Source organism: Ensifer sp. ZNC0028 (assembly GCF_000799055.1).
Lineage (GTDB): Bacteria > Pseudomonadota > Alphaproteobacteria > Rhizobiales > Rhizobiaceae > Ensifer.
On record NZ_JTLA01000126.1, the window covers coordinates 34748 to 54332 of the forward strand.

Sequence of the window (19585 nt, forward strand, 5' to 3'; positions counted from 1 at the left end):
GATGTTCACTTTCCCTTTTGACAGGACAATCCGCAGGGGAAGAAGCCGCATTCTTCCCGGGCGAAATGGATGATCTCGCGTCCAAGCTCGTCCTCGCCGGTATCGAAATGGGCGACGATGGAGGTGTGGTTGTGCCGGCTCAACTGAAGGAAGCGCGGCGCCTTGCCCCGGCGCATCGCGTGGCGCTGGGCGTATTCCGCGCCATAGGCATCGATGTAACGGTTCTCATGTTCGGCAACGGCAATGAACACGGGGAGATCGCGTGACCCGGCAAAGGCCACCGGCGACCTCCCGTCGTAGGTGCCGGCATCCTCGCCAAAGTACTGACGCACATTGGCGGCGTTCGGATTGTCCGCCAGGCAATCGGCCCTCAGCCGAGCGCTGATCAGCACCGCCCCCTTGATCGCCGGATGCGGCAGCCGTCCGACGGCCGGATCCAGCAGATAGCTTGCGACATGAGAGCCGCCGGCAGAGTGGCCGATGAGAAGAATGGATTGCGGGTCGCCGCCATAGGCGCCGATCGAGCCGGCGATCCAATCCATCGCTGCGGCGACATCGCGCGCGCCCTCTGGATACTGCGCACCGGGTGCGAGCCGATATTCGATGTTGACGCCGACGAACCCCTGGCGGGCAAACCAGCGCAGGACATTGTCGTAGATCAGCCCGTCGCCACTTTTAGAGCCGCGCGTGAAAGCGCCGCCATGGACGAAGGCGACGACAGGGCGCGCACGGCCACCGGCGCAGACATGGGCGCTTTCGAAGACGTCGAGCCGATGGGCGCTGTCTTGCCCATAGGCAATGTCGCGATGCTCCACCAGCGGCTGGCGCGCGACGCTCGCTTCGGCATGCGGCCGGTAAACCTCGAGAACGACCTTACGGCTCGCCGCCAGGTCGTCGTTCCAAACCGTCCCAACCTGCCGCAGCCGGTCCTTCTCCGCCGGTGACAACCCTTCAAATCGCATCGACTTCCTCCAAGTCACGCTGACGGCGCGGCATCCGCGCGTCGTCATCAGCGTGCATTTCGATAACACTCAAAATCACACTTGACAACCATTTTGCATACACAGATTACTAATTGCATACACGGATCGATTTCAGCCGTGTTGCCCGGCGCATGTCGCGCCGCGCTCATCTTTAGAGAAAGGAAAGTTCACATGGCAAAGTTGCGCCATCTCGCCATCGCCGTCTCCGACCCGGAAGCGGCTGCGCAGTTCTTCGAAAAGGCATTCGGCATGACCCGCGCGGGCCAGGCGATGCGCGGCGTCTACATGACCGACGGCATCATGAACGTCGCCCTCCTGAACTTCGGCGAAGAGCCGGTTCCGGGCTTTGAAACGGAGAAGGACTACAACGGCCTCATCCACTTCGGCATGTGGGTCGATTCCGTCGAGGAAACCGACGAACTCGTTCGCGCCGCCGGCGGCTCCTACATGGCCGGCCGCAAGGAATCGAGCCCGAACGTCTTTTACGAGGTCAAGTACAAGACGCCCGAAGGCATCGTCTTCGACGTCACGGAAAATGGCTGGAAGGGTGCCGTCAAGAACGTCAACGCCGCCTGAAAGACTTGAGTGACATCGCGTCAGCCCAAAATGGCGCGGTGAAACAAACCATGCCCTTCGCCAGGCGAAGGGGGCAAAACGACTGGAGAAAGTGACATGACCAGAAAGACGATCGTGGTTTCCATACCGGTTTCGGAAGCCTGCCTGTCACGACTATCCAGCCACTACGACGTGATCGCGCTGCCCAACGGACTGGGCAGCGGATCACCGTCGCTCGACGGCGACGCCGTCTGGGCTGTCGTGACCAATGGCAGCACCGGTCTTAACGATATACAGATGGCGAGCCTGCCGAAGCTCGAACTGGTCTGCTCCTATGGCGCCGGCTACGAGAACATCGACCTTCAGGCGGCCCGACAAAGAGGCGTGCGCGTCACGCACGCCCCGAACACCAACATGGAAACGGTCGCTGATCACGCGCTCGCCCTGATGCTTGCGGTCTCCCGCGACATCTGCAATCGCGATCGTGCCCTGCGCGACGGAGGCTGGGCAACGATCCGCTCGCCGCGGCCGACGCTGTCAGGCGCAAGACTGGGGGTGATCGGCTTCGGCAACATCGGCCAGGCGATCGCCCGACGCGCCGAGGCTTTCGGCATGCGGGTTTCCTATACGACGCCGGAACCGATGCCGGGCGTCACCCAGCCGCATCTGTCGGATGCCGTATCCCTGGCAAAGGTCAGCGAATTTCTGGTCGTCGCCTGTCCGGGCGGGCCTTCGACGCGCCACCTGGTCAACCGCGCCGTGCTCGATGCACTCGGCCCGACGGGCTTTCTCGTCAACATCTCCCGCGGGATGGTGGTCAACACCGAGGACCTCGTCCAGGCGCTCGGTGACAGGACGATTGCCGGAGCCGCGCTGGATGTCTTCGAAGGCGAACCGACCCTGCCGCTTGCACTTCGCGACCTTGCCAACCTCGTCGTGACGCCGCATATGGCCGGCCGCTCACCGGCCTCGGATGCGGCCCAGATCGATGCCCTCATCAACAACCTCGCGGCGGCAAGCGCCGGTGGCGCCCTGACGGCGCAACTTGCATAAATTGGATGCGGTCATTAAACCGATTCCTGGCCGTAGCCGGCCTTGACTGCGTCGTGAAGACAGGAAAGCTGCACGCATGACAACGATTGCCTCCCAGATCTACCAGCAACTTGCCGACGAGATCGCCAAGGGCGTGATGGTGCCTGGGCAAAAGCTCGAAGAAAAGACGATCGCCGAGAAGTTCGGCGTATCGCGGACGCCCGTTCGCGAAGCGATGCGTGAGCTTGGCGCGCGCGGATTGATCGAAATGAACCCGCGCCGCGGCGGCATCGTCGCCCGCATCGATGTCGAGCAGATGGCCGACATGCTGGAGGCCGAATGCGAGATCGAGGCTTCCTGCGGAAGGCTTGCCGCGCAACGCATGACGGCCATGGAACGCGAGCAGCTCTATGAATTGCACCGCCTCTATGCCGACTGCGTGGCAAACCAGGACATCGAAGGCGCACGCGACATCAACCGCAAGTTCCACGACGCGATCTGCCGCGGCGCCCACAACCAGACGATCGCTGCCATGGCGGTCGACCTTCGCGCGCGGCTCGCGCCGTTCCGCCAGCACCAGGCCGGCCCGGCCGATATCCGCCTGCAGCAGTCGCTCGACGAACACCAGAAGATCGTCGACGCGATCAGGGCCAACGACGCCGGCGGCGCCTATGCGGCGCTTTCGGAACACAACGCACGCCTGAGCGCCGGCGTCATGCGCCGCTTCACCGAAGCCGCGAAGTAACGCTGACGTCTTCGACGCGGCCTGCCGTCGAACCAATTTCGCCGCGTAGACTATAGGCGCGCCCGACACAAAAATTCGGTCGGGCGTCGCTTCCGCGCGCCCGCGTTGCCGGTCCGAAATCTCACAGCGCAGCATTTCCCCGCGTGCCCCAATGGGCGCCACATCCCGATCCCTTCCGCTCTTTTCGAATTATCGCGCAGAGGCGCGCGCAATCTGGTGCGCAAACTTATAAGTTTGCATTCCATATTGAATCTGTGCATACATAATTACCGTAATGAATACCAAATTCTGGTATTTCCGTCTGACCGACCGAGTTCACGACCCTAGTTCTGGAGGAGAAAACATGGGCAAGACTGCACGGTACATGACATTGGCGCTGGCGCTGGCCGCTTCGAGCGCGCTTGCGGCCCCGGCGTTCGCGGAGGCGCAAAAGACCATCGGCGTCACCGTCCCCTATTTCGGCTCGCCGTTCTGGAAGGCAGGCCTCTACGGCGTCGAAACAGCGGGCAAGGAAAAGGGCTACGCCATCATCAAGGGCGACGCCAAGGACACCGCCGACGTCCAGATCAAGCAGATCCGCGACTTCATCGACAAAAAGGTCTCTGCCATCATCATCGGCGCCGCCGATGCTGCGGCCGTCGGACCGGCCGTCGAGGAAGCGATCGACAAGGGCATTCCGGTCATCGCCCTCTCCGTCCCGCCGAAATCGGACCGGCTGACATCCTTTGTCGGCGCCGACAACATCGGCATGGGCCGCCTGCAGGGCATCTGCCTTGGCCGCGCCATCGGCGGCAAGGGTGAAGTCGGCCTCTTTGCCGGACCGGACGAGATCTGGGCAAAGCTCCGCGTCACCGGCTTCAAGAACACGATGGAAGCCGATTTCCCCGACATCAAGATCGTCGCCGAGAAGGCTGGCGGTACCAAGGATGCGGGCATCGCGGCGGCCGACTGGACCAAGAGCCACCCGGATATCCACGGTATCTTCACCGCAGCCGACACCATGGCTGTGGAGTCGATCAAGTCGCTGACACAGGCCGGGGCGACCGACAAGATCAAGGTCTCGACCTCGAACCTCAACGACGAGGCGCGCGCCGCCCTTGAAAACGGCACGCTCACCTGCGCGTCGCTGCAGCCGGCAGTGTCGATGGGACGCGATGCCATGCGCGAGGCGACGGCCGCGATCGAAGGCGGCAAGGTGCTGGGCCGCATCGAAGCCCCCGCTTTGCTGGTGACCCGCGAGAAGGTCGCCACCTACGATTTCAGCAAGATCATCGCCCCGGCCGATTACCAGCCCTGATATCGCTACGGACCAACAGGGAGCCGCGCTCTGCCCGGCTCCCTCGCCCCTTCGCGGTCGCCAAAAGCGTGCGCAACGGGACAGGCGGGGCAACTGGCTCGGTCGCGCCGAATGCGCGGTGCAACCGCCCCCTCACAACTTCAGTCCCACACCATCGATGTTGCATGTCCACGGCCAAGCGCTTGGCGCGCTAGCCGCCGCGAAAGCGCAATGCCTCGACCAGCAGTGCAAATGCGGGCGATGGCAGCCGCCGGCTCGGATAGTAGAGATGGAATCCGGGAAAAGGCGGGCACCAATCCTCAAGCACAGGCACCAGCCGCCCCGCTTCGACGAGCGGCCCCAGGTGATCGTCAGGAAGACAGGCAAGGCCAAGGCCGCTTAGAGCCGCGTCGATGATCATCGGCACGTCGTTGCAGACGAATTGCCCTTCGACGCGGACATTCAGCGGGCGACCGTCGCGTTCAAACTCCCAGGCATACAGTCCGCCAAGCGTGGGCAGGCGCAGATTGATGCAGTTGTGCCCCGTCAGGTCGTGAGGCGTCTGCGGCCTGGGGTAGCGCTCAAAATAGTCCGGCGCGCCCGCCACCACCATTCTGAGATCCGGACCGATGCGGACAGCGATCATGTCCTTTTCGATGCTCTCGCCCAGCCGCACGCCGGCATCATAGCGTTCCGTCACCAAATCGACGAAACGCTGGTCGATCGAGATCTCGACACTGATTTCGCGGTACTCGGCCATCAGCCTTTTCACGGCGGGCATGAGGATCGTCTCGGCCGCGTGGCGGCTTGAGGTTAAACGGATGGTGCCACCTGGCTGCTGGCGCATCGCGCTCAGCGCGTCGAGCCGGCTGCGAATGTCGTTGAAGGCCGGGCGCAGCGTCTCCATCAGCTGTTCCCCTGCATCCGTCGGCACGACATTGCGCGTCGTCCGGGTCAAGAGCCGTACGCCCATGCGCTCTTCCAGCCGCCGCACCGTATGGCTGAGCGAAGACTGGGACGTGCCGAGACGGGCGGCCGCGCGGGTGAAGCTTCGTTCCTCGCCGACCGTCAAAAACGCGACAAGATCGCCCAGTTCATCTCGCTTCATTCATGAATCCACAACATAGGTTCATACTTGATTTAGCATCTAATCGAATTTCTCCGCGAGATCTAGATTCGGGCCAGGACGCGTTGAACCGCCGTGCCCTCTTGAAAAGAGCGTTGGCCGGTCTCGTGCGCGCTCGCCGCCATCAAGAACGGAGAAAAGACATGAAGAAGCGAATTCTCGGAAAAGCCGGCCTGGAAGTCTCGACCCTCGGCTTTGGCTGCATGGGCCTGGATTTCGGCTATGCCAGCAAGGTCAGCAGGCAGGAGGGCGTTACGCTGATCCGCGAGGCGGTCGATCGCGGCGTGACCTTCTTCGATACCGCGGAGGTCTACGGCCCCTTCACCAACGAGGAGATGGTCGGCGAGGCCCTGAAGCCCGTGCGCGACCGCGTGGTCATCGCCACCAAGTTCGGCTTCAACATCGTCGACGGCAAGCAGTCGGGTTTGAGCAGCCGGCCGGAGCACATCCGCTCGGTCTGCGACGCATCGCTGAAACGCCTCGGCGTCGACGTCATCGACCTTTTCTATCAGCATCGCGTCGATCCGAACGTGCCGATCGAGGATGTCGCAGGCGCCGTGAAGGACCTCATCGCTGCAGGTAAGGTCAGGCACTTCGGCCTGTCCGAGCCCGGGGCTCAAACGGTGCGGCGGGCACATGCGGTCCAGCCGGTCACCACGCTCCAGAACGAATATTCGCTCTGGACCCGCGGACCGGAGACGAACGGCATCCTTGAAACCTGCGAAGAGCTTGGCATCGGCCTCGTGCCCTACAGCCCGCTCGGAAAGGGCTTTCTCACCGGTGCGATGAGCAAGGATACCAGGCTCGGCGAAGGCGACTTCCGCAAGATCCTGCCGCGCTTCACGCCCGAAGCGATGGAGAAGAACCAGGCGCTCGTCGACCTCCTGAAGAGGATCGCGAAAGACAGGGGCGCCACGCCTGCGCAAATCGCGCTCGCCTGGCTTCTGGCACAAAAGCCATGGATCGTCCCGATCCCGGGCACGACGAAGCTTCACCGTCTGGAAGAAAACCTCGCCTCGGTCGATGTCGCGCTGACGGCAGCCGATCTCGCGGAAATCGAAACGGCGGCGGCAGCAATCCCGATCGAGGGGGAGCGCTACCCGGAACAGTTGCTGAAGACGACGGGCCTCTGAAGGCGCCTGACGCCAGAGCAAGACTGACACCCGAGCAAGATCAGACGGGCGGGAGCGTGAATGCTCCCGCCCCGACATCTCTTCCGGGAATTAAACCAAATGTTTGTCCTCTTCGGCAAGGATGCGACCGAAGCTTGCAGAAGGCTCCATTCCGGAATTGAAGCTGCGGACACGGGACATTGTACAATCTGATATCGGTCGTTCTGAAGAAGCGCCTCGATCTTTCATTCAAGACATCGTCAGACTTCCGCGCACGGATCGTGGAGGCTCCCGGGCTATGGATGAACGAGCGCGAGGTCGCCAGGCTGCGGCAGGAACTGCGAAAAGTCGCGCAACGATCGGTTCCCGACGGGGAGCTCAACTACGGCATTTTCTCCGAGCGTGACGATGCGCTCGCCCGAACGATCGTCACGCTCGTCTATCGGCTTTCCGACGGCGAGCCGGTTGCCTTCAACGCACTGCCGGTCCTCCAGGTTTCTCTTTCCGGCAAACCGGTCGAAGTCCTCCACCTGGGGCTTGTGATGATCGACCCGGCGGTTCGCAGCCAGGGACTTTCCTGGATCCTCTACGGCCTCACCTGTTTCCTTCTCTTTCTGCGCAACCAGCTTCGCCCGCTCTGGATTTCGAACGTCACCCAGGTGCCGGCCGTTGCCGGCATGGTGGCCGAAACCTTCAGCGGCGTCTTTCCCGCACCCACCCGCGGCGCACGCAGATCGCTGCGCCAGCAGCTGATCGCCACGGCCATCATGGAATCGCATCGCCACGTGTTCGGGGTCGGCCCTGACGCCGGCTTCGATGCCGATCGCTTCGTCATCACCAATGCCTATACCGGCGGTTCCGACAACCTGAAGAAGACATTCGAGGCGGCACCGAAACACCGCAAGGCGGAGTACAACGACTTCTGCGCCGCCGAACTCGACTACGAGCGCGGTGACGACCTGCTGCAAATCGGACAGTTGGACCTCAATGCGGCGCAGCGCTACCTCATGGAAAGCGTGCCGCGCAACGCGCTCGGCCGCCTTGCCGTTGCAAGTATCGTTATCCTCGTACAAAGGCTCGTGCTGCCGGCGTTGCATTGGGCCGACAGCCGCCGGCAGTGGGGCGTCTTGAGGCCGAGCCGATGAACAGCCAATTTTCCTACGCGACCTTCACCACACGCAACATCGGCTTCGTCACCGAGGCGGAACAACGGCGCCTGAGCCAGGCGACCGTTTTCGTCTGCGGAACCGGCGGCATGGGCGGCGCCTGTATCCAGTCGCTCGCACGTGCCGGGATTGGTCGGCTGGTTCTTGCCGATATCGATGACTTCGAGCTTTCGAACCTCAACCGGCAGGTCTTCTGCTTTGCCGACACGATCGGCATGCCGAAGGCGGAGGCGACCCGCGACCTTTGCCTCAAGATCAATCCCGGCCTTGATGTCACCGTCTACGGACCGGAATGGACCGACCATGTCGATGCGATCATTGCGCAAGCGGATGTCGTCATCAACGGAACCGATGATCTCGGCGCCAGCCTGCTGCTTTATCGCACCTCACGAGATCACGGCCGGGCGGTGATCGACGCCTACGCTTCCCCGCTGCCCTCCGTCTATGTGACCCGCCCGCAGGATCCGATGCCCGAGGAGCGGCTCGGCTATCCGACTGTCGGCACCGCCTGGAACGCGCTGACGCAGGACCAGCGGGCGGACGCGTTCCTGCGCGAGGCGGAATATGTGATGGTGCATTCGTCGTCCCGTCACCATGTCGACCTGTCGCTCGCCGGGGAAGTGATCGCCGGCACCCGCAGCCGCATGTCTTTCGCGCCGATGGTGATCTCCACAGGCACATTGATGGCCTATGAGGCGATCCATGCGGTCCTTGGCCGCCCACGGTCTGCCGATTGCCGCGGCTGGTTCTTCAACCCGCATGCCGGGCGCGTCGAGCGACCGCGAAATGCGCTCGTTGCGGCCCTGCTGCGCCCGCTGGTCAGGCGTTATCTCACCCGACTTGCGGCTCCGGCGACGCCATGAACACCTCGCTGATTGCCGATAGCTTCGTTTCGCTGGCAGCGCTGGGCGGTCTGCTCGTGCTGATCGGCGTGATCCGCAGCTTCGACGCCAAGAGCCCGCTGAACCGTCGCTTCCTCTTCGGTCTGCAGGTGCTGGCGGCCTTGATGGCGAGCCGGGTGCTCGCCTGGTGGACGGACCTTTTCATCTTCAAGGCCGCAACGATCATAACCGCAGGGCTCGTCCCGCTCTCGACCGTCCTGCTTGCCGAAGGGCTGTTGCGGCGGCACGCGCCGAGAACAACGAAGTGGATCGCGGCCGGCGGCGCGGCTACCTTCTTCGTCCTCGCCTTCCTGCCGGCATCGTTCGCCGAACCCTGGCGGGTCACACTGCTGTTCCTCTACCAGTTGGTCACCTTCGCCCTTGCCGGACACATGACCGTGACCCGCGATCGGACCAGCCTGTCGAAAGCGGAAAATCAGGCCGTCGACCGCATTGCTCTCTCGCTGCTTCTGATCCTGCCGCTGCTCGTGACAGACTTCCGCTCCGTCTACATCGACCAGCCGGTGCGGCTCGGCGGGGTTGCCATCCTGTTTTTGTGCTGGCTGCTGATCAGCCTTGGCCAGCGCGCCGTCGGGCACCGTGACACGGTGGTGTCCTTCGTCATCCTTCTCTCGGTTGCGCTCCTTGCGGCCCTCGTCATCGGCGTCGAAAACAGCCTCGAACCAGCCGCGCTGGTGCGAGCGGCAAGCGTCATCCTCAGTGCCGCCCTGCTCGGCGTGATCTGGAAGGACAGCATCAGCCTGCGCATGGAGCAAAGGCGGCAAAGCCTGATCCGCCATCTGGCGGAGGACCGCATCGACGACACGCTGGGCTTTCTCAAGGAACTGCAGAACCATCCCTTGGTCGACGGCGCCCTTCTGCTTGGCGAAGATGAGCTCTGCGACCTCGACCTGCCCGCGGTCAAGGCGCTGTTTGCGGCCCGCCCCCTGCTGCGCATTGCTGAAACGGGGAGCCTTTCTCAAGCGGATGCGGAGCAGATGTCCTGGCTGCTCGAAAAATACGAGGCAACCCACCTGATGCTGGTGTCCAACCGTCCGTTCCGGCTGATTGCGCTCAACATGCCCTCCGTCTCCGCCACGCCGGGTGCAGAAACCGAATTGAAGGTCGTCCAGCGCATGGCCATGTTGATCTCCGAAAGAAACCCGCTTCATGATTGAGATCCGCACCGGCGATATGGACGCCTTCTTCGCCGCGCCCTTTCAGATCTATGGCGCGCGGACACCCTATGTCTCGCCGATGTTGAGCGACCTCAAGCGCTTCCTTTCCGCCAAGACGAACCCACTCTTCGACACGGCTGCCGACTTCGCTTGTTTCACGGCCCATGAAGGTGGTGCCGTGCGCGGGCGCATAACGGCGCATGTGCATCGCGCATCGAACGCAACGTTCGCACTTGATCGCGGCTATTTCGGTTACTTCGACTGTGCCGACGACGAACGGGTCGCGGCCGCCCTCCTGGAGCGGGCAGAGGGTTGGGCGCGCGCGAAGGGATTTCGGGAGATCCTTGGAAACTTCAACCTGACGGCCATGCAGCAGGTCGGCGTCATGACCGGCGGTTTCGAGAACGCGCCCTATACCGACCAGGTCTGGGGGCCGCCCTATCTGCCTCGCCTGCTGGAAAGCCGCGGCTATGCGCCCTGTTTCCCGATGACCACTTTTGAAATCGACATTCGCACCGTGGCGATCGACGGATTGCTTGCCAGCGCGCAGATGCGCGCTCTTTTCGACGACGGGTTCCGCTTTTCGCCGATCCGGCGCGCAACGCTCGAACGAAGGCTCGAGGACTCCCGGTTGATCCTCAACGAGAGCTTCGCCGACAATCCGATGTTCGTGCCCGTCAGCCGGGCCGAGTTCGAGTTTCAGGCCAAGGAGATGAAGTGGATCATGGATCCACGCATTTCGGCGGTCGCGGAAAAGGACGGCGCGCCCGCCGGGGCGGTGATCGCCATTCCTGACGTCAATCCGATGCTGAAGGCGATGGGCTCGCGCCTGGGGCTGACTGCGCCCTGGCACCTGCTCAAGCACCGCCTGAAGCGTCGCCGCGCCGTGATCATATTCCAGGGTGTGAAACCGGAACATCAGGGACGCGGCCTGAACCCGCTGCTGCTTGCCCATGTGCTGGGCGAGATGCGCCGTGCCGGCTACGAGACTGCCGGCGGCACCTGGATCGCGGACGTCAACGCGGCGAGCCTGCGACAGGCGGAGAAGGCAGGCGCAACTCCGCTTCATCGTCTGCATCTCTTCGGAAAGACGCTATGAAGCGCGTTGATGCCACCATGCTCGCCGCTCTCGCGGCCGAAGCCAACCTCGCCCCTTCCGTCCACAACACCCAGCCCGCCCGTTGGGCGCTCGACGAGGCGGGACGCATCCTGCTCGCCGCCGACCTCTCCCGGCAGCTCAGCGTCGGCGATCCGAGCAGCCGCGACATGGGGCTTTCCTGCGGGGCGGCACTTGAGGGCATGGTGATGGCGCTCGCCGCCCGCGGGATCGGTGTGGTGATCGATGATCTCTGGACGGACAATTTACGGGATTGGAAACCTGGCTATCGGTTGGCCGCACGGCTGGAGCTTACCGGCGACGACGCAGCGCCGCAGGCGCTCTCCGAGTGGATCACCCGGCGCTTCACATGGCGAGCGCGTTTCTCGCCAACCTCAACCGAGCAGATCGAGAGGCTCGAGCACTGGGCCGCCAAGGCGGCCGATGTGAGGCTTGCTTGCGGCCACGAGGACCTTGCCTTCATTGCGTCGCTCAACGATCGCGCAAGCCTCACAATCATGCGCGAACGCGCGTTCCGTGATGAACTCGTCAGATGGATGCGGCTGTCCCCCCGGCATCCGGCCTATTCCACCGACGGGCTCAACCTCGCTGCACTGCAGATGGGACGGCTGGAAGGGGCGTTGGCGGGACATGTCCTGGCCTCGCCGCTTTTCGACATTGCCGACCGCCTGGGGCTTGGCCAAGCGCTCGTCGCGGAATCGGAAAAGACGATGACGGCAGCCGCCTGCCTCCTGTTTCACCGGCCGGAGCATGAGAGCCCGATCGTCTCCGGACAGGCCTTCTATCGTTTCTGGCTGAACTTCACGCGCTTTGGTTTTGCTGGTTGGCCGATGGCGGTGCTTGCCGATCTGCCATCCGCTGCGCAGGCGTTGCGCGAGCGCTTTCCCCTGCCCCCCGGACACCGCCTCATCAACGTGCTGCGCGTGGGGCCGGCGCCGTCCACGGTTCCGAAGTATCGCCTTCCGGCAGGCGATCTCGTGCTGGACGGGAAGCCGGCCTGAGGCCGGCTCCCTTTTCGACATTATCAGGCGGCGTTCTCGGTCGTTGCCGTCTCGGCAAGAAGCCTTTGCGCACTGACGAAGTCCACCTTGCCGGTCCCGAGCACCGGTACGGCACCCACCCTCACGTCAGAGGGAACCATCATGTCCATCGCCCCCTTGTCCTTGGCGAAGCGGAGGAAGGCGGCACGTGTCGCACCCGGAGCATCGGTGAGCATGACCAGGCGCTCACCCTTCTTGGGATCAGGCAACGACACGACGACCGTCAACTGGCCGGGCCACATCTCGCCCGCCAGCGCTTCAACAGCGCCAAGCGACACCATCTCGCCGCCGATCTTGGCGAAACGCTTGGCCCGCCCGCGGATGACGATGAAGCCGTCTTCATCGACCGTGACGATGTCGCCGGTGTCATGCCAGCCGTCGGGCGTCGGCTCGAGCACGCCGGGCGCCTCTACGCGAAGATACCCGGCCATGACGTTGGCGCCACGGATGAAGAGACGACCGCCTTCGGTGACGCCCGGCACGGCGTCGAGCCTGTATTCCATGCCTGGCATGATCTTGCCGACGCTACCGGCCTTGTTGAACATCGGCGTGTTCAGCGCGATCACCGGCGCGGCCTCGGTCACGCCATAGCCTTCGAGGATGCGGACGCCGAATTTTTCCATGTAGAGCGCGCGGGTTGCGGCACGGACCGGTTCGGCACCGGCGAAGCAGTAGCGGATCGATCGGAAGTCATAGGGATGCGCCGTCCGGGCATAACCGTTCAGGAACGTGTCGGTCCCGAAGATGATGGTCGCGTTGGACGCATAGATCAGCTCCGGGATGATCCGGTAGTGCAGTGGCGACGGGTAGAAATAGACCGGCACCCCGGAGATGAGCGGCAGGACCGTTCCGGCCGTGAGACCGAAGGAATGGAACACCGGCAGGATGTTGAACACCTTGTCGCCCGAGTGGAAATCGATGCGCGACGCGGCCTGGGCCGCATTGGAGAGGATGTTGCGGTGTGTCAGCACCACGCCCTTCGGCGTCCCCTCGGATCCCGACGTATAGAGAATGACTGCCGGCTCGTCGGCCGTGCGCCGCACAAGCGGCCGCCCCTTTCGCAGCAGACCACGCAGCTTGTCGGCAAGTCCGATCGTCTGGCGCAGATCATCGAGCCAGACGATCTCCACCGTCTTCGACAATTCCTCGACGACAGGCCCGAGTTTCGCCTGGGCGACGAAGGCACGCGACGTCAACACATGACGGACCTCGGCTGCCTTGCAGGCCGAGATGATGTTGGCCGCACCGGCGGTGAAGTTGAGCATGGCCGGGACCTTGCCGGCCGACATCACGCCGAGGATGGTGGCGACCGCACCGTTGGCGTTGGGCAGGAGAACGCCGAGCGCCTTTTCATTCGGGAAGAGCGACTGGAACTTGGCGCCGAGCACGGCCGCACCGGTCAACAGCTTGCCATAGGTGAGCGAACCGGTAACCGGGTCCTGCACGGCGAGCTTGTTGAACCCACGCTCCTTGGCGGTCTTGATCACCTTTTCGAGCACGGTGGTGTCCGTGTCGGTGGTGCGGAACATCAGCATCGACATGACTTGGTAGAGCGCGGCACCCGCGGCCATGCGGCGCTTGCGGCCCTTCAGCTCTTGCGGCACAGACAGGCGAACCGGCTCCAGAATGGTCACCTTTACCTTCGGGAACAGGCGGCGGCGCACGTGCATGGAACTGAGGCGCGAGAAGTAGCTCTTCTCCAGCCCGTCGATGCGCACCGGCACGACCATGGAGCCGGTCTTGTCGGCCACCATCGCGGCGCCGTCATAGACCTTCATCAAGGCGCCGGTCACCGTGATGCGGCCCTCTGGGAAGATCACCAGCGGCTCACCGTTGTTGACCGTCTTGATGAGCGTGCGCGTTGCCATCGGCTTTGACGGATCCAGCGGCAGGAAGTTGCACATCTTCAGGAACGGCTTTACCCACCAGGCCTTGGCGATCGTGTAGTCGACCGCGAAGGTCGGCTCCTCTTCAGTCAGCGCCAGCGCCAGCGCGCCGTCGAGGAAGGACACATGGTTGAGCGCAATGATCGGTGCGCGACCGGCCTTCTTCAGATTGTCGAGGCCTTCGACTTCCAGACGCAGGAAGGCGCGGAAGAGGATGGAGACGAAATCGCGGAATGCGTTGGTCGGCAGCGTGCGCAGCATGACCCAGGCCGCAACGGCATTGGCAAAGGCGAGACCGGCAAAGAGCACCGGTGTCGACATGCCGGACGCCTGCAGGATGGCGACAAGGCCGCCGCCGGTGGTGATGAAGGCTGCAGACAGCACGTTCGACGCACCGATGACGCGCGACCGCTGGTCCTCTTGCGCCCAGGCCTGAAGCGCTGCGAGCGTGGGAACGGCGAGGAAGGCACCGGCGATCGCCATGCCGGCAAGATCGATGGCGATCCGCACCGTATAGGGATTGGCGAAGAAGGCAGAGAGCGTCTCAGCCGGAGCGACTGTGCCGGCTTGGCCCACGCACCAGGCGAGATCGAGACCGAACAGCGCCATGATCAGGGTGCCGACGGGGGCCGGCAGGAGCACGATGCGTCCGGCCGACATCCAGGCGGCAATCGCCGAGCCAATGCCGATTGCGACGGCAAAAACGGCGAGATAGGCGGTGATCGCCGTCTCGTCGCCGCCGAGATGGTTCTTCACCATGGGCGGCAGCAGCGACAACACGATGGCGCCCGCCAGCCAGAACCAGGCGGCCATCAGCGCGGTGCGCCAAAGCCGCTGGTCGCCGCGCAAAGAGGCAACGAGCCGACCGGTCGAGCGCAGGACGTTGCGATCGACGACGAGATCCGGAGCCTTTGCGCCGAGACGAGGGATGTAACGGCTGGAAAGCCAGCAGGCGAGTGCCAGGCCGAGCATCATGGGACCGAACACCCAGGGATCGACGCCATCGGCCGCGGCAAGCCCTGCAACGACCGTGCCGCTGAGGATGGCGATGAAGGTTGCCCCTTCGATCCAGGCGTTGGCGCGCGGCAGTTCCTTGCGCTCCAGGTGGTCCGGCAGGATGCCGTATTTGACCGGCCCGAAGAGCGCGGAGATCGCGCCGAACAGGAAGAGTGCTACCAACAGCACCGCGATGGAGGAGAAGGCGATCCCGACAACCGCGACACCGGCGGCCGCAAGCTCCCAGCGCTTCAGTCTCTCGGCAACGATCGCCTTGTCGAACTTGTCGGCGAGTTCGCCGCCAAGCGCGGAAAAGAGCAGGAACGGCGCCATGAAGACGGCGCCGGCCAGCGTGACGAGCGATCCCGCGTCATCGGCCGCCACGGTTGCGAGGATGAGGAAGACGAGCGTATTCTTAAGAAAATTGTCGTTGAACGCCGATAGAAACTGCGTCCAGAAGAGTGGCGCAAAGCGCCGGGAAGTCATCAGATTGTTTTTCACGGAACGTCTCCCTTTTTTGAGCGTTCTAGATGAAAATAGTTACGCACTCGTCCACAGGTTGCTAGCCATCACGACAAGGCTAACGAGGATTTAAACTTCGTCCGCCTTGATGCCGAGCAGCAATTTCTCGGTCTTGGCATCATCGATCCTGCGGATGAGCTTTTCTGCCTCCAGATTGTCGCGCAGCGTCTTGGTCACGTTCACGGCCGTCTGCAGCAGCATCAGGATGCCCATGGCCAGGTAGCCTTTGCCCCAGAGGTCGATCGGCATCATGTAAAGGCCGATCACCACCATGAAGGCGGCCACGCCGAAGCTAACATAGGAAAAAGAGGTCCAGGCCGGGGAGTGTTTCATCAGGCTGTCGTTCATCGTCGTTGTCCTTTGAGAAACAGAGGTTTCAAAGCGTGAGGTTCATCTTGGCGCGCAGGCGCTCGAGCACGTCGTCGGCGCTTGTCACGAGAGGACGCCCACAACCGGCCGCGGCCAGTTTCTGGGCAAGTGCTGCCGGATCCGGCCGCTCTTCAAGCTCAATCAGCGCCTCGGCGGTCAATTCAGCCTCGCGCTGGCGCGTTTCGAGCCGCGCGAGCGTTGCCTCGGCGTCGCCGAGTGTCGCGAGATCGTTGCCGGGCACCTCGCGGGAAAGCCGCTGCGTCCGGTCACGTGCGGCGGCCAGGCGTTCGCCGCGGCGCAGCGCCGCCAGGCGCGTTTCGTTCTGCCGCACCGCTTGCCTCAGCCGATCTATTCCGTCTGCAAATTCCGCCTGGACCTGACGTGCGTTCTGCAATTCGGTTTCCAGTCGCGCGATCGAGGCTGCGGCTTCCGCGGCCAGATCCCCTCGCCCCTTTTCAAGCGCCGCAATGGCGCGGATTTCGAGCTCCTCGATGTGAGCCGAAAGCCTCTCGGCATTTTCCTTTTCCAGGCGATTTTGCGCTATCGCCAAGGCGACGGCCCGACGCGCGCTTTCGACACCGCGGGCAGCATCGCGTATCTGCTGCGCCAGAATGGGAAGCGCATGCCGATCGGTGAAGGCTTCTTCCGCCATATGGGCACGACCGCGCATGAGCGTTACGATTTGTTTGAACATCTCCTCACCTCCATGTATGAACAATGTTCAATAATGTTTTCTCATAAAAATGAACGTTGTTCAATACAAAAATGAACGCCGTTCAAAAAGAGGTGACCAGTGGTCGGAAAGCGTGAAGCGAAGAAGGAAGATCTGAGATCGAGGCTTGTTGCCGCCGGCACGGAGCTGATCCGGGAGCAAGGATTGAAGAACCTGCGCGCCCGCGACATAGCCGAGCGTGCAGGTGCGGCACTCGGTGGGCTCTACACCGTCTTCGATGATCTCGACGGGCTGATCCTGCATGTCAATTCGGGTACACTGAAGCGCCTGGAAGCCGCCCTCAATTCGGCGGTCCTGCCGGCGGCGGATGTTCAGGAAACCTTCCTGAGCCTGTCGCTCGCCTATCTCCGTTTCGCGCTCGCGGAGCGCAATCTATGGGCGGCGCTTTTCGAACACAGAATGCCCGAGGGCGCCCCGGTCCCCGAGTGGCATCTTGCCGAACATGGCTTCCTGATTGGTCTCATCGCAGCACCGCTCGCGCAGCAATTGCCGCATGCCAGCCGGGAAGACGTGGCAATTCGTGCCCGCACGTTCTTCGCCGCCGTGCATGGCGTGATCTCTCTCAGCCTCGAAGGACGGTTCATCGGGATAACGCCCGAAGTGCTCGAGCGCGAGATTACGGCACTCGCCGGAATTCTTGCCAGGCGCCCGAACTGACGCGCTTTTTGCCGGCTTCATCGACGTAGATCGCGAACGCGCGTAGGTCAAAGGACAGCGGGAGAGGTTAACCAGGCGATCTTGAAGCGGCTGGACCTTGGCTAGGCCGATCGGCGAAGATCCATCTTGCAGCGGATAGCCCGCAACCTGGTGCGGGTTATCCATTTGTCTCAGTCAAACGGGTTGCGTCCAAGCCCAGCTATTGCTGTGCGGGCGCCGTGTCTTGGAGCTTTGCCTGAACCTTCTTGGCGACTGCCGGATCGCTCTGTGCAGCTGTCAGGATTGCCGAATACTCTTCGATCGAAATGGTCGGTGAGGCCTGGACGGCCTCGACCATTTTCTTGCTGGCTTCGGTCTCCAGGTCCTTCTTCGCCGTTGCATCCGACGTAGCTTCTATCTTGGCGGAATATTCCTGCCTCACCTTATCGACCTGAAGATAGGCAACCGCGAAGGCCTCGATTTTCTGATCGCTGATTGCAGCGTCCGGGGCCTTGTTGCCAGCCTGGCCCTGCGTCGGCTGGGTCGTTTCAGCCTGAGCGATCTCAAGGGCGGATGCGGGGCTGACGACCATGAAGCTGAAGACCGCGGCTGCGAGTGACGCGACGGGTTTGTAACCGGTGATCATATTCATTCCTCTCTGATGCGCATGACGTGATCGGGAGCGACACTGACTTTCAATCGCCCCCAAGGTCGGCCGGATACCGAATGCGCCGCGACGATGGAACGCTGGAATGGGCTCGATGCGGCCGTATCGGGGCCATTTGCTGACCATTCAACGGCAGCTTTACGGCTCTGCCGACGCGTCCCGTCGCATCAAGAGCGATGTTCTCTCCCGTGCGGGGCCGACAATTCCGTTGCTCCCGTCCACGTCTTGCGGGCCCATCACGCCGACGCACGATCGAATGTGACGTCGAGGAGTACGTTCGCGCCGGCGGTGACGTCGTCGGGTGACGCGTATTCGCGCGGATTGTGACTGACCCCGTCGCGGCAGGGTACGAAGATCATCGTGGTCGGGACCCGGCGCGCCAGATTGAACGCGTCATGGCCGGCGCCGGAAACGATGTCGCGATGGGAGAGCTGGCGCTCGCTCGCGCTTGCTCGAACGGCCGCGATCAAATCGCCGTCGAAGGCGATCACCGGCGAATGCCAGGTCAGACGCCCCTGAAGATCGATCGCTTTATGGCGCTGACGAAGTGTCTCCAGTCCGTCCGTCAGCCGTTGGTGCATGCTATCGAGTACCGCTTCGTCGGGATGCCGCAGGTCTACCGTCATGTCTGCGCGCCCGGGGACGACGTTGATCGCACCGGGAGACAGGTCGATCCGGCCGATCGTGCAGCGTGCATGCTCGTCGACGCGACCGATCGCATGCACGAGCTCGATCACATGCATGAGCACCGGCACCGGGTCTTTGCGCAGCGCCATCGGCACCGGGCCGGCATGGGTTTCCTCGCCGTGAACCGATATCTCATACCAGCGAATACCCTGGCCGCCGGTAACGACGCCAATGGTCTTTGCCTCCGCTTCCAGGATCGGGCCCTGCTCGATATGGAGCTCGAGGTAGCAATCCGCACCCGGTGGGCCGGGTACAACCTCGCGATCGTACCCATGCCGGGCGACCTCGTCGGCCAGCACGATCCCGGCGCTGTCACGCGCCGACAGGGCCTCTTCCAAATCCAACACGCCGCAGGCAACGCCAGACCCCATCATCGCGGGCTGGAAGCGGCAGCCCTCTTCATTGGTCCAGACACAGAGATCGATCGGCCGGGCGGTTTCCACCGCCGCATCGTCCAGGGTCTCCAAGACCTCAAGTCCGGCAAGCACGCCGAGCACGCCGTCGAAGCGTCCGCCGGTCGGCTGTGTGTCGAGATGACTGCCGATCAGGACCGGCGATGCTTCGGGGTCGAGACCGGGACGGCGAATGAAGAGATTACCGATCCGATCCTTGCGGATGTCGTAGCCACGCGCCTCACACCAGCCGAGAAACAGCGCGCGGCCGGCTTCGTCCGCGTCCGAAAGCGTTTGTCGGCACGAGCCTCCTTCCGCCGTCGGCCCGACGTCGGCCATCGCCATCAGCCGTGCCCACAAACGATCCCCGTCGATCCCGCTTCGCATCCTGTCCTCCGAACCCATGTATTCGTCGCCGCCAAGGTCCGTGGCTATTCGAGGGAGCGCCAGTCACCCATGAGGGGGACTGTGCCGGGCTCTCTCCCG

At 63.1% G+C, this 19585-nt stretch carries 18 protein-coding genes; 11 read left to right on the forward strand and 7 right to left on the reverse strand.

The window, feature by feature from the left end:
• Positions 1-5 precede the first annotated feature (5 nt).
• Positions 6-962, reverse strand: coding sequence for an alpha/beta hydrolase (locus L981_RS27450; RefSeq protein WP_052202050.1), 957 nt, complete (start codon positions 960-962; stop codon positions 6-8).
• 192 nt (positions 963-1154) lie between these two features.
• Here L981_RS27450 and L981_RS27455 point away from each other — a divergent pair, with 192 nt between their 5' ends.
• The 4 genes from L981_RS27455 (at position 1155) to L981_RS27470 (ending at position 4612) form a co-directional block, all read left to right on the forward strand.
• A complete protein-coding gene (locus L981_RS27455) occupies positions 1155-1559 on the forward strand; it encodes a VOC family protein (protein ID WP_043623945.1) in 405 nt (134 codons plus the stop codon).
• 96 nt (positions 1560-1655) lie between these two features.
• Complete coding sequence (locus tag L981_RS27460) at positions 1656-2591, forward strand: 2-hydroxyacid dehydrogenase (protein WP_043623948.1); 936 nt, start codon at positions 1656-1658, stop codon at positions 2589-2591.
• Positions 2592-2667: 76 nt separating this feature from the next.
• On the forward strand, positions 2668-3315 hold the full coding sequence (locus L981_RS27465) for a GntR family transcriptional regulator (protein ID WP_043623951.1): 648 nt from the start codon (positions 2668-2670) through the stop codon (positions 3313-3315).
• A 343-nt stretch (positions 3316-3658) separates the two neighbouring features.
• Complete coding sequence (locus tag L981_RS27470; protein WP_043623954.1) at positions 3659-4612, forward strand: sugar ABC transporter substrate-binding protein; 954 nt, start codon at positions 3659-3661, stop codon at positions 4610-4612.
• Positions 4613-4802: 190 nt separating this feature from the next.
• Here L981_RS27470 and L981_RS27475 read toward each other — a convergent pair whose 3' ends face one another.
• Entirely contained in the window at positions 4803-5699 is an 897-nt protein-coding gene (locus L981_RS27475; protein WP_043623957.1) for a LysR family transcriptional regulator, read from the reverse strand.
• A 161-nt stretch (positions 5700-5860) separates the two neighbouring features.
• On the opposite strand from L981_RS27475, the gene L981_RS27480 reads away from it, so the two are divergent.
• From L981_RS27480 to L981_RS27505, 6 genes are all read left to right on the forward strand, one after another.
• Positions 5861-6850: an aldo/keto reductase gene (locus L981_RS27480; protein ID WP_043623960.1), complete on the forward strand. Its 990-nt coding sequence runs from the start codon at positions 5861-5863 to the stop codon at positions 6848-6850.
• Positions 6851-7029: 179 nt separating this feature from the next.
• Complete coding sequence (locus L981_RS27485; RefSeq protein WP_156134263.1) at positions 7030-7974, forward strand: hypothetical protein; 945 nt, start codon at positions 7030-7032, stop codon at positions 7972-7974.
• The gene (locus L981_RS27490) at positions 7971-8858 is read left to right on the forward strand and encodes a ThiF family adenylyltransferase (protein WP_043623963.1); all 888 of its coding nucleotides are present in this window, start codon (positions 7971-7973) and stop codon (positions 8856-8858) included. Before L981_RS27485 ends, L981_RS27490 begins: the two co-directional genes overlap by 4 nt.
• Positions 8855-10054, forward strand: a complete 1200-nt coding sequence (locus tag L981_RS27495) for a hypothetical protein (protein WP_043623965.1) — start codon at positions 8855-8857, stop codon at positions 10052-10054. The genes L981_RS27490 and L981_RS27495 overlap by 4 nt, the downstream gene beginning before the upstream one ends.
• On the forward strand, positions 10047-11153 hold the full coding sequence (locus L981_RS27500) for a GNAT family N-acetyltransferase (RefSeq protein ID WP_043623967.1): 1107 nt from the start codon (positions 10047-10049) through the stop codon (positions 11151-11153). The genes L981_RS27495 and L981_RS27500 overlap by 8 nt, the downstream gene beginning before the upstream one ends.
• Positions 11150-12172: a hypothetical protein gene (locus tag L981_RS27505; RefSeq protein ID WP_052202051.1), complete on the forward strand. Its 1023-nt coding sequence runs from the start codon at positions 11150-11152 to the stop codon at positions 12170-12172. Before L981_RS27500 ends, L981_RS27505 begins: the two co-directional genes overlap by 4 nt.
• A gap of 23 nt (positions 12173-12195) precedes the next feature.
• Here L981_RS27505 and L981_RS27510 read toward each other — a convergent pair whose 3' ends face one another.
• The 3 genes from L981_RS27510 to L981_RS27520 all read right to left on the reverse strand — a co-directional run bounded on the left by L981_RS27510 (position 12196) and on the right by L981_RS27520 (position 16678).
• Positions 12196-15594 carry an acyl-[ACP]--phospholipid O-acyltransferase gene (locus L981_RS27510; protein ID WP_043623969.1) on the reverse strand — a complete coding sequence of 1133 codons (3399 nt, stop codon included), beginning with the start codon at positions 15592-15594 and terminating at the stop codon, positions 12196-12198.
• Between the two features lie 90 nt (positions 15595-15684).
• Positions 15685-15963, reverse strand: coding sequence for a YiaA/YiaB family inner membrane protein (locus L981_RS27515; protein WP_034796305.1), 279 nt, complete (start codon positions 15961-15963; stop codon positions 15685-15687).
• Between the two features lie 28 nt (positions 15964-15991).
• Positions 15992-16678, reverse strand: a complete 687-nt coding sequence (locus L981_RS27520; protein ID WP_043623972.1) for a PspA/IM30 family protein — start codon at positions 16676-16678, stop codon at positions 15992-15994.
• Positions 16679-16777: 99 nt separating this feature from the next.
• On the opposite strand from L981_RS27520, the gene L981_RS27525 reads away from it, so the two are divergent.
• A complete protein-coding gene (locus tag L981_RS27525; RefSeq protein WP_043623975.1) occupies positions 16778-17374 on the forward strand; it encodes a TetR/AcrR family transcriptional regulator in 597 nt (198 codons plus the stop codon).
• Positions 17375-17573: 199 nt separating this feature from the next.
• Here the strand turns inward: L981_RS27525 and L981_RS27530 are convergent, their stop codons facing one another.
• Positions 17574-17999 (reverse strand): DUF4168 domain-containing protein, encoded by a 426-nt coding sequence (locus tag L981_RS27530; RefSeq protein ID WP_043624063.1) that lies wholly within the window; start codon positions 17997-17999, stop codon positions 17574-17576.
• A gap of 257 nt (positions 18000-18256) precedes the next feature.
• On the reverse strand, positions 18257-19504 hold the full coding sequence (locus L981_RS27535; RefSeq protein WP_043623978.1) for a Zn-dependent hydrolase: 1248 nt from the start codon (positions 19502-19504) through the stop codon (positions 18257-18259).
• Between the last annotated feature and the right edge of the window lie 81 nt (positions 19505-19585).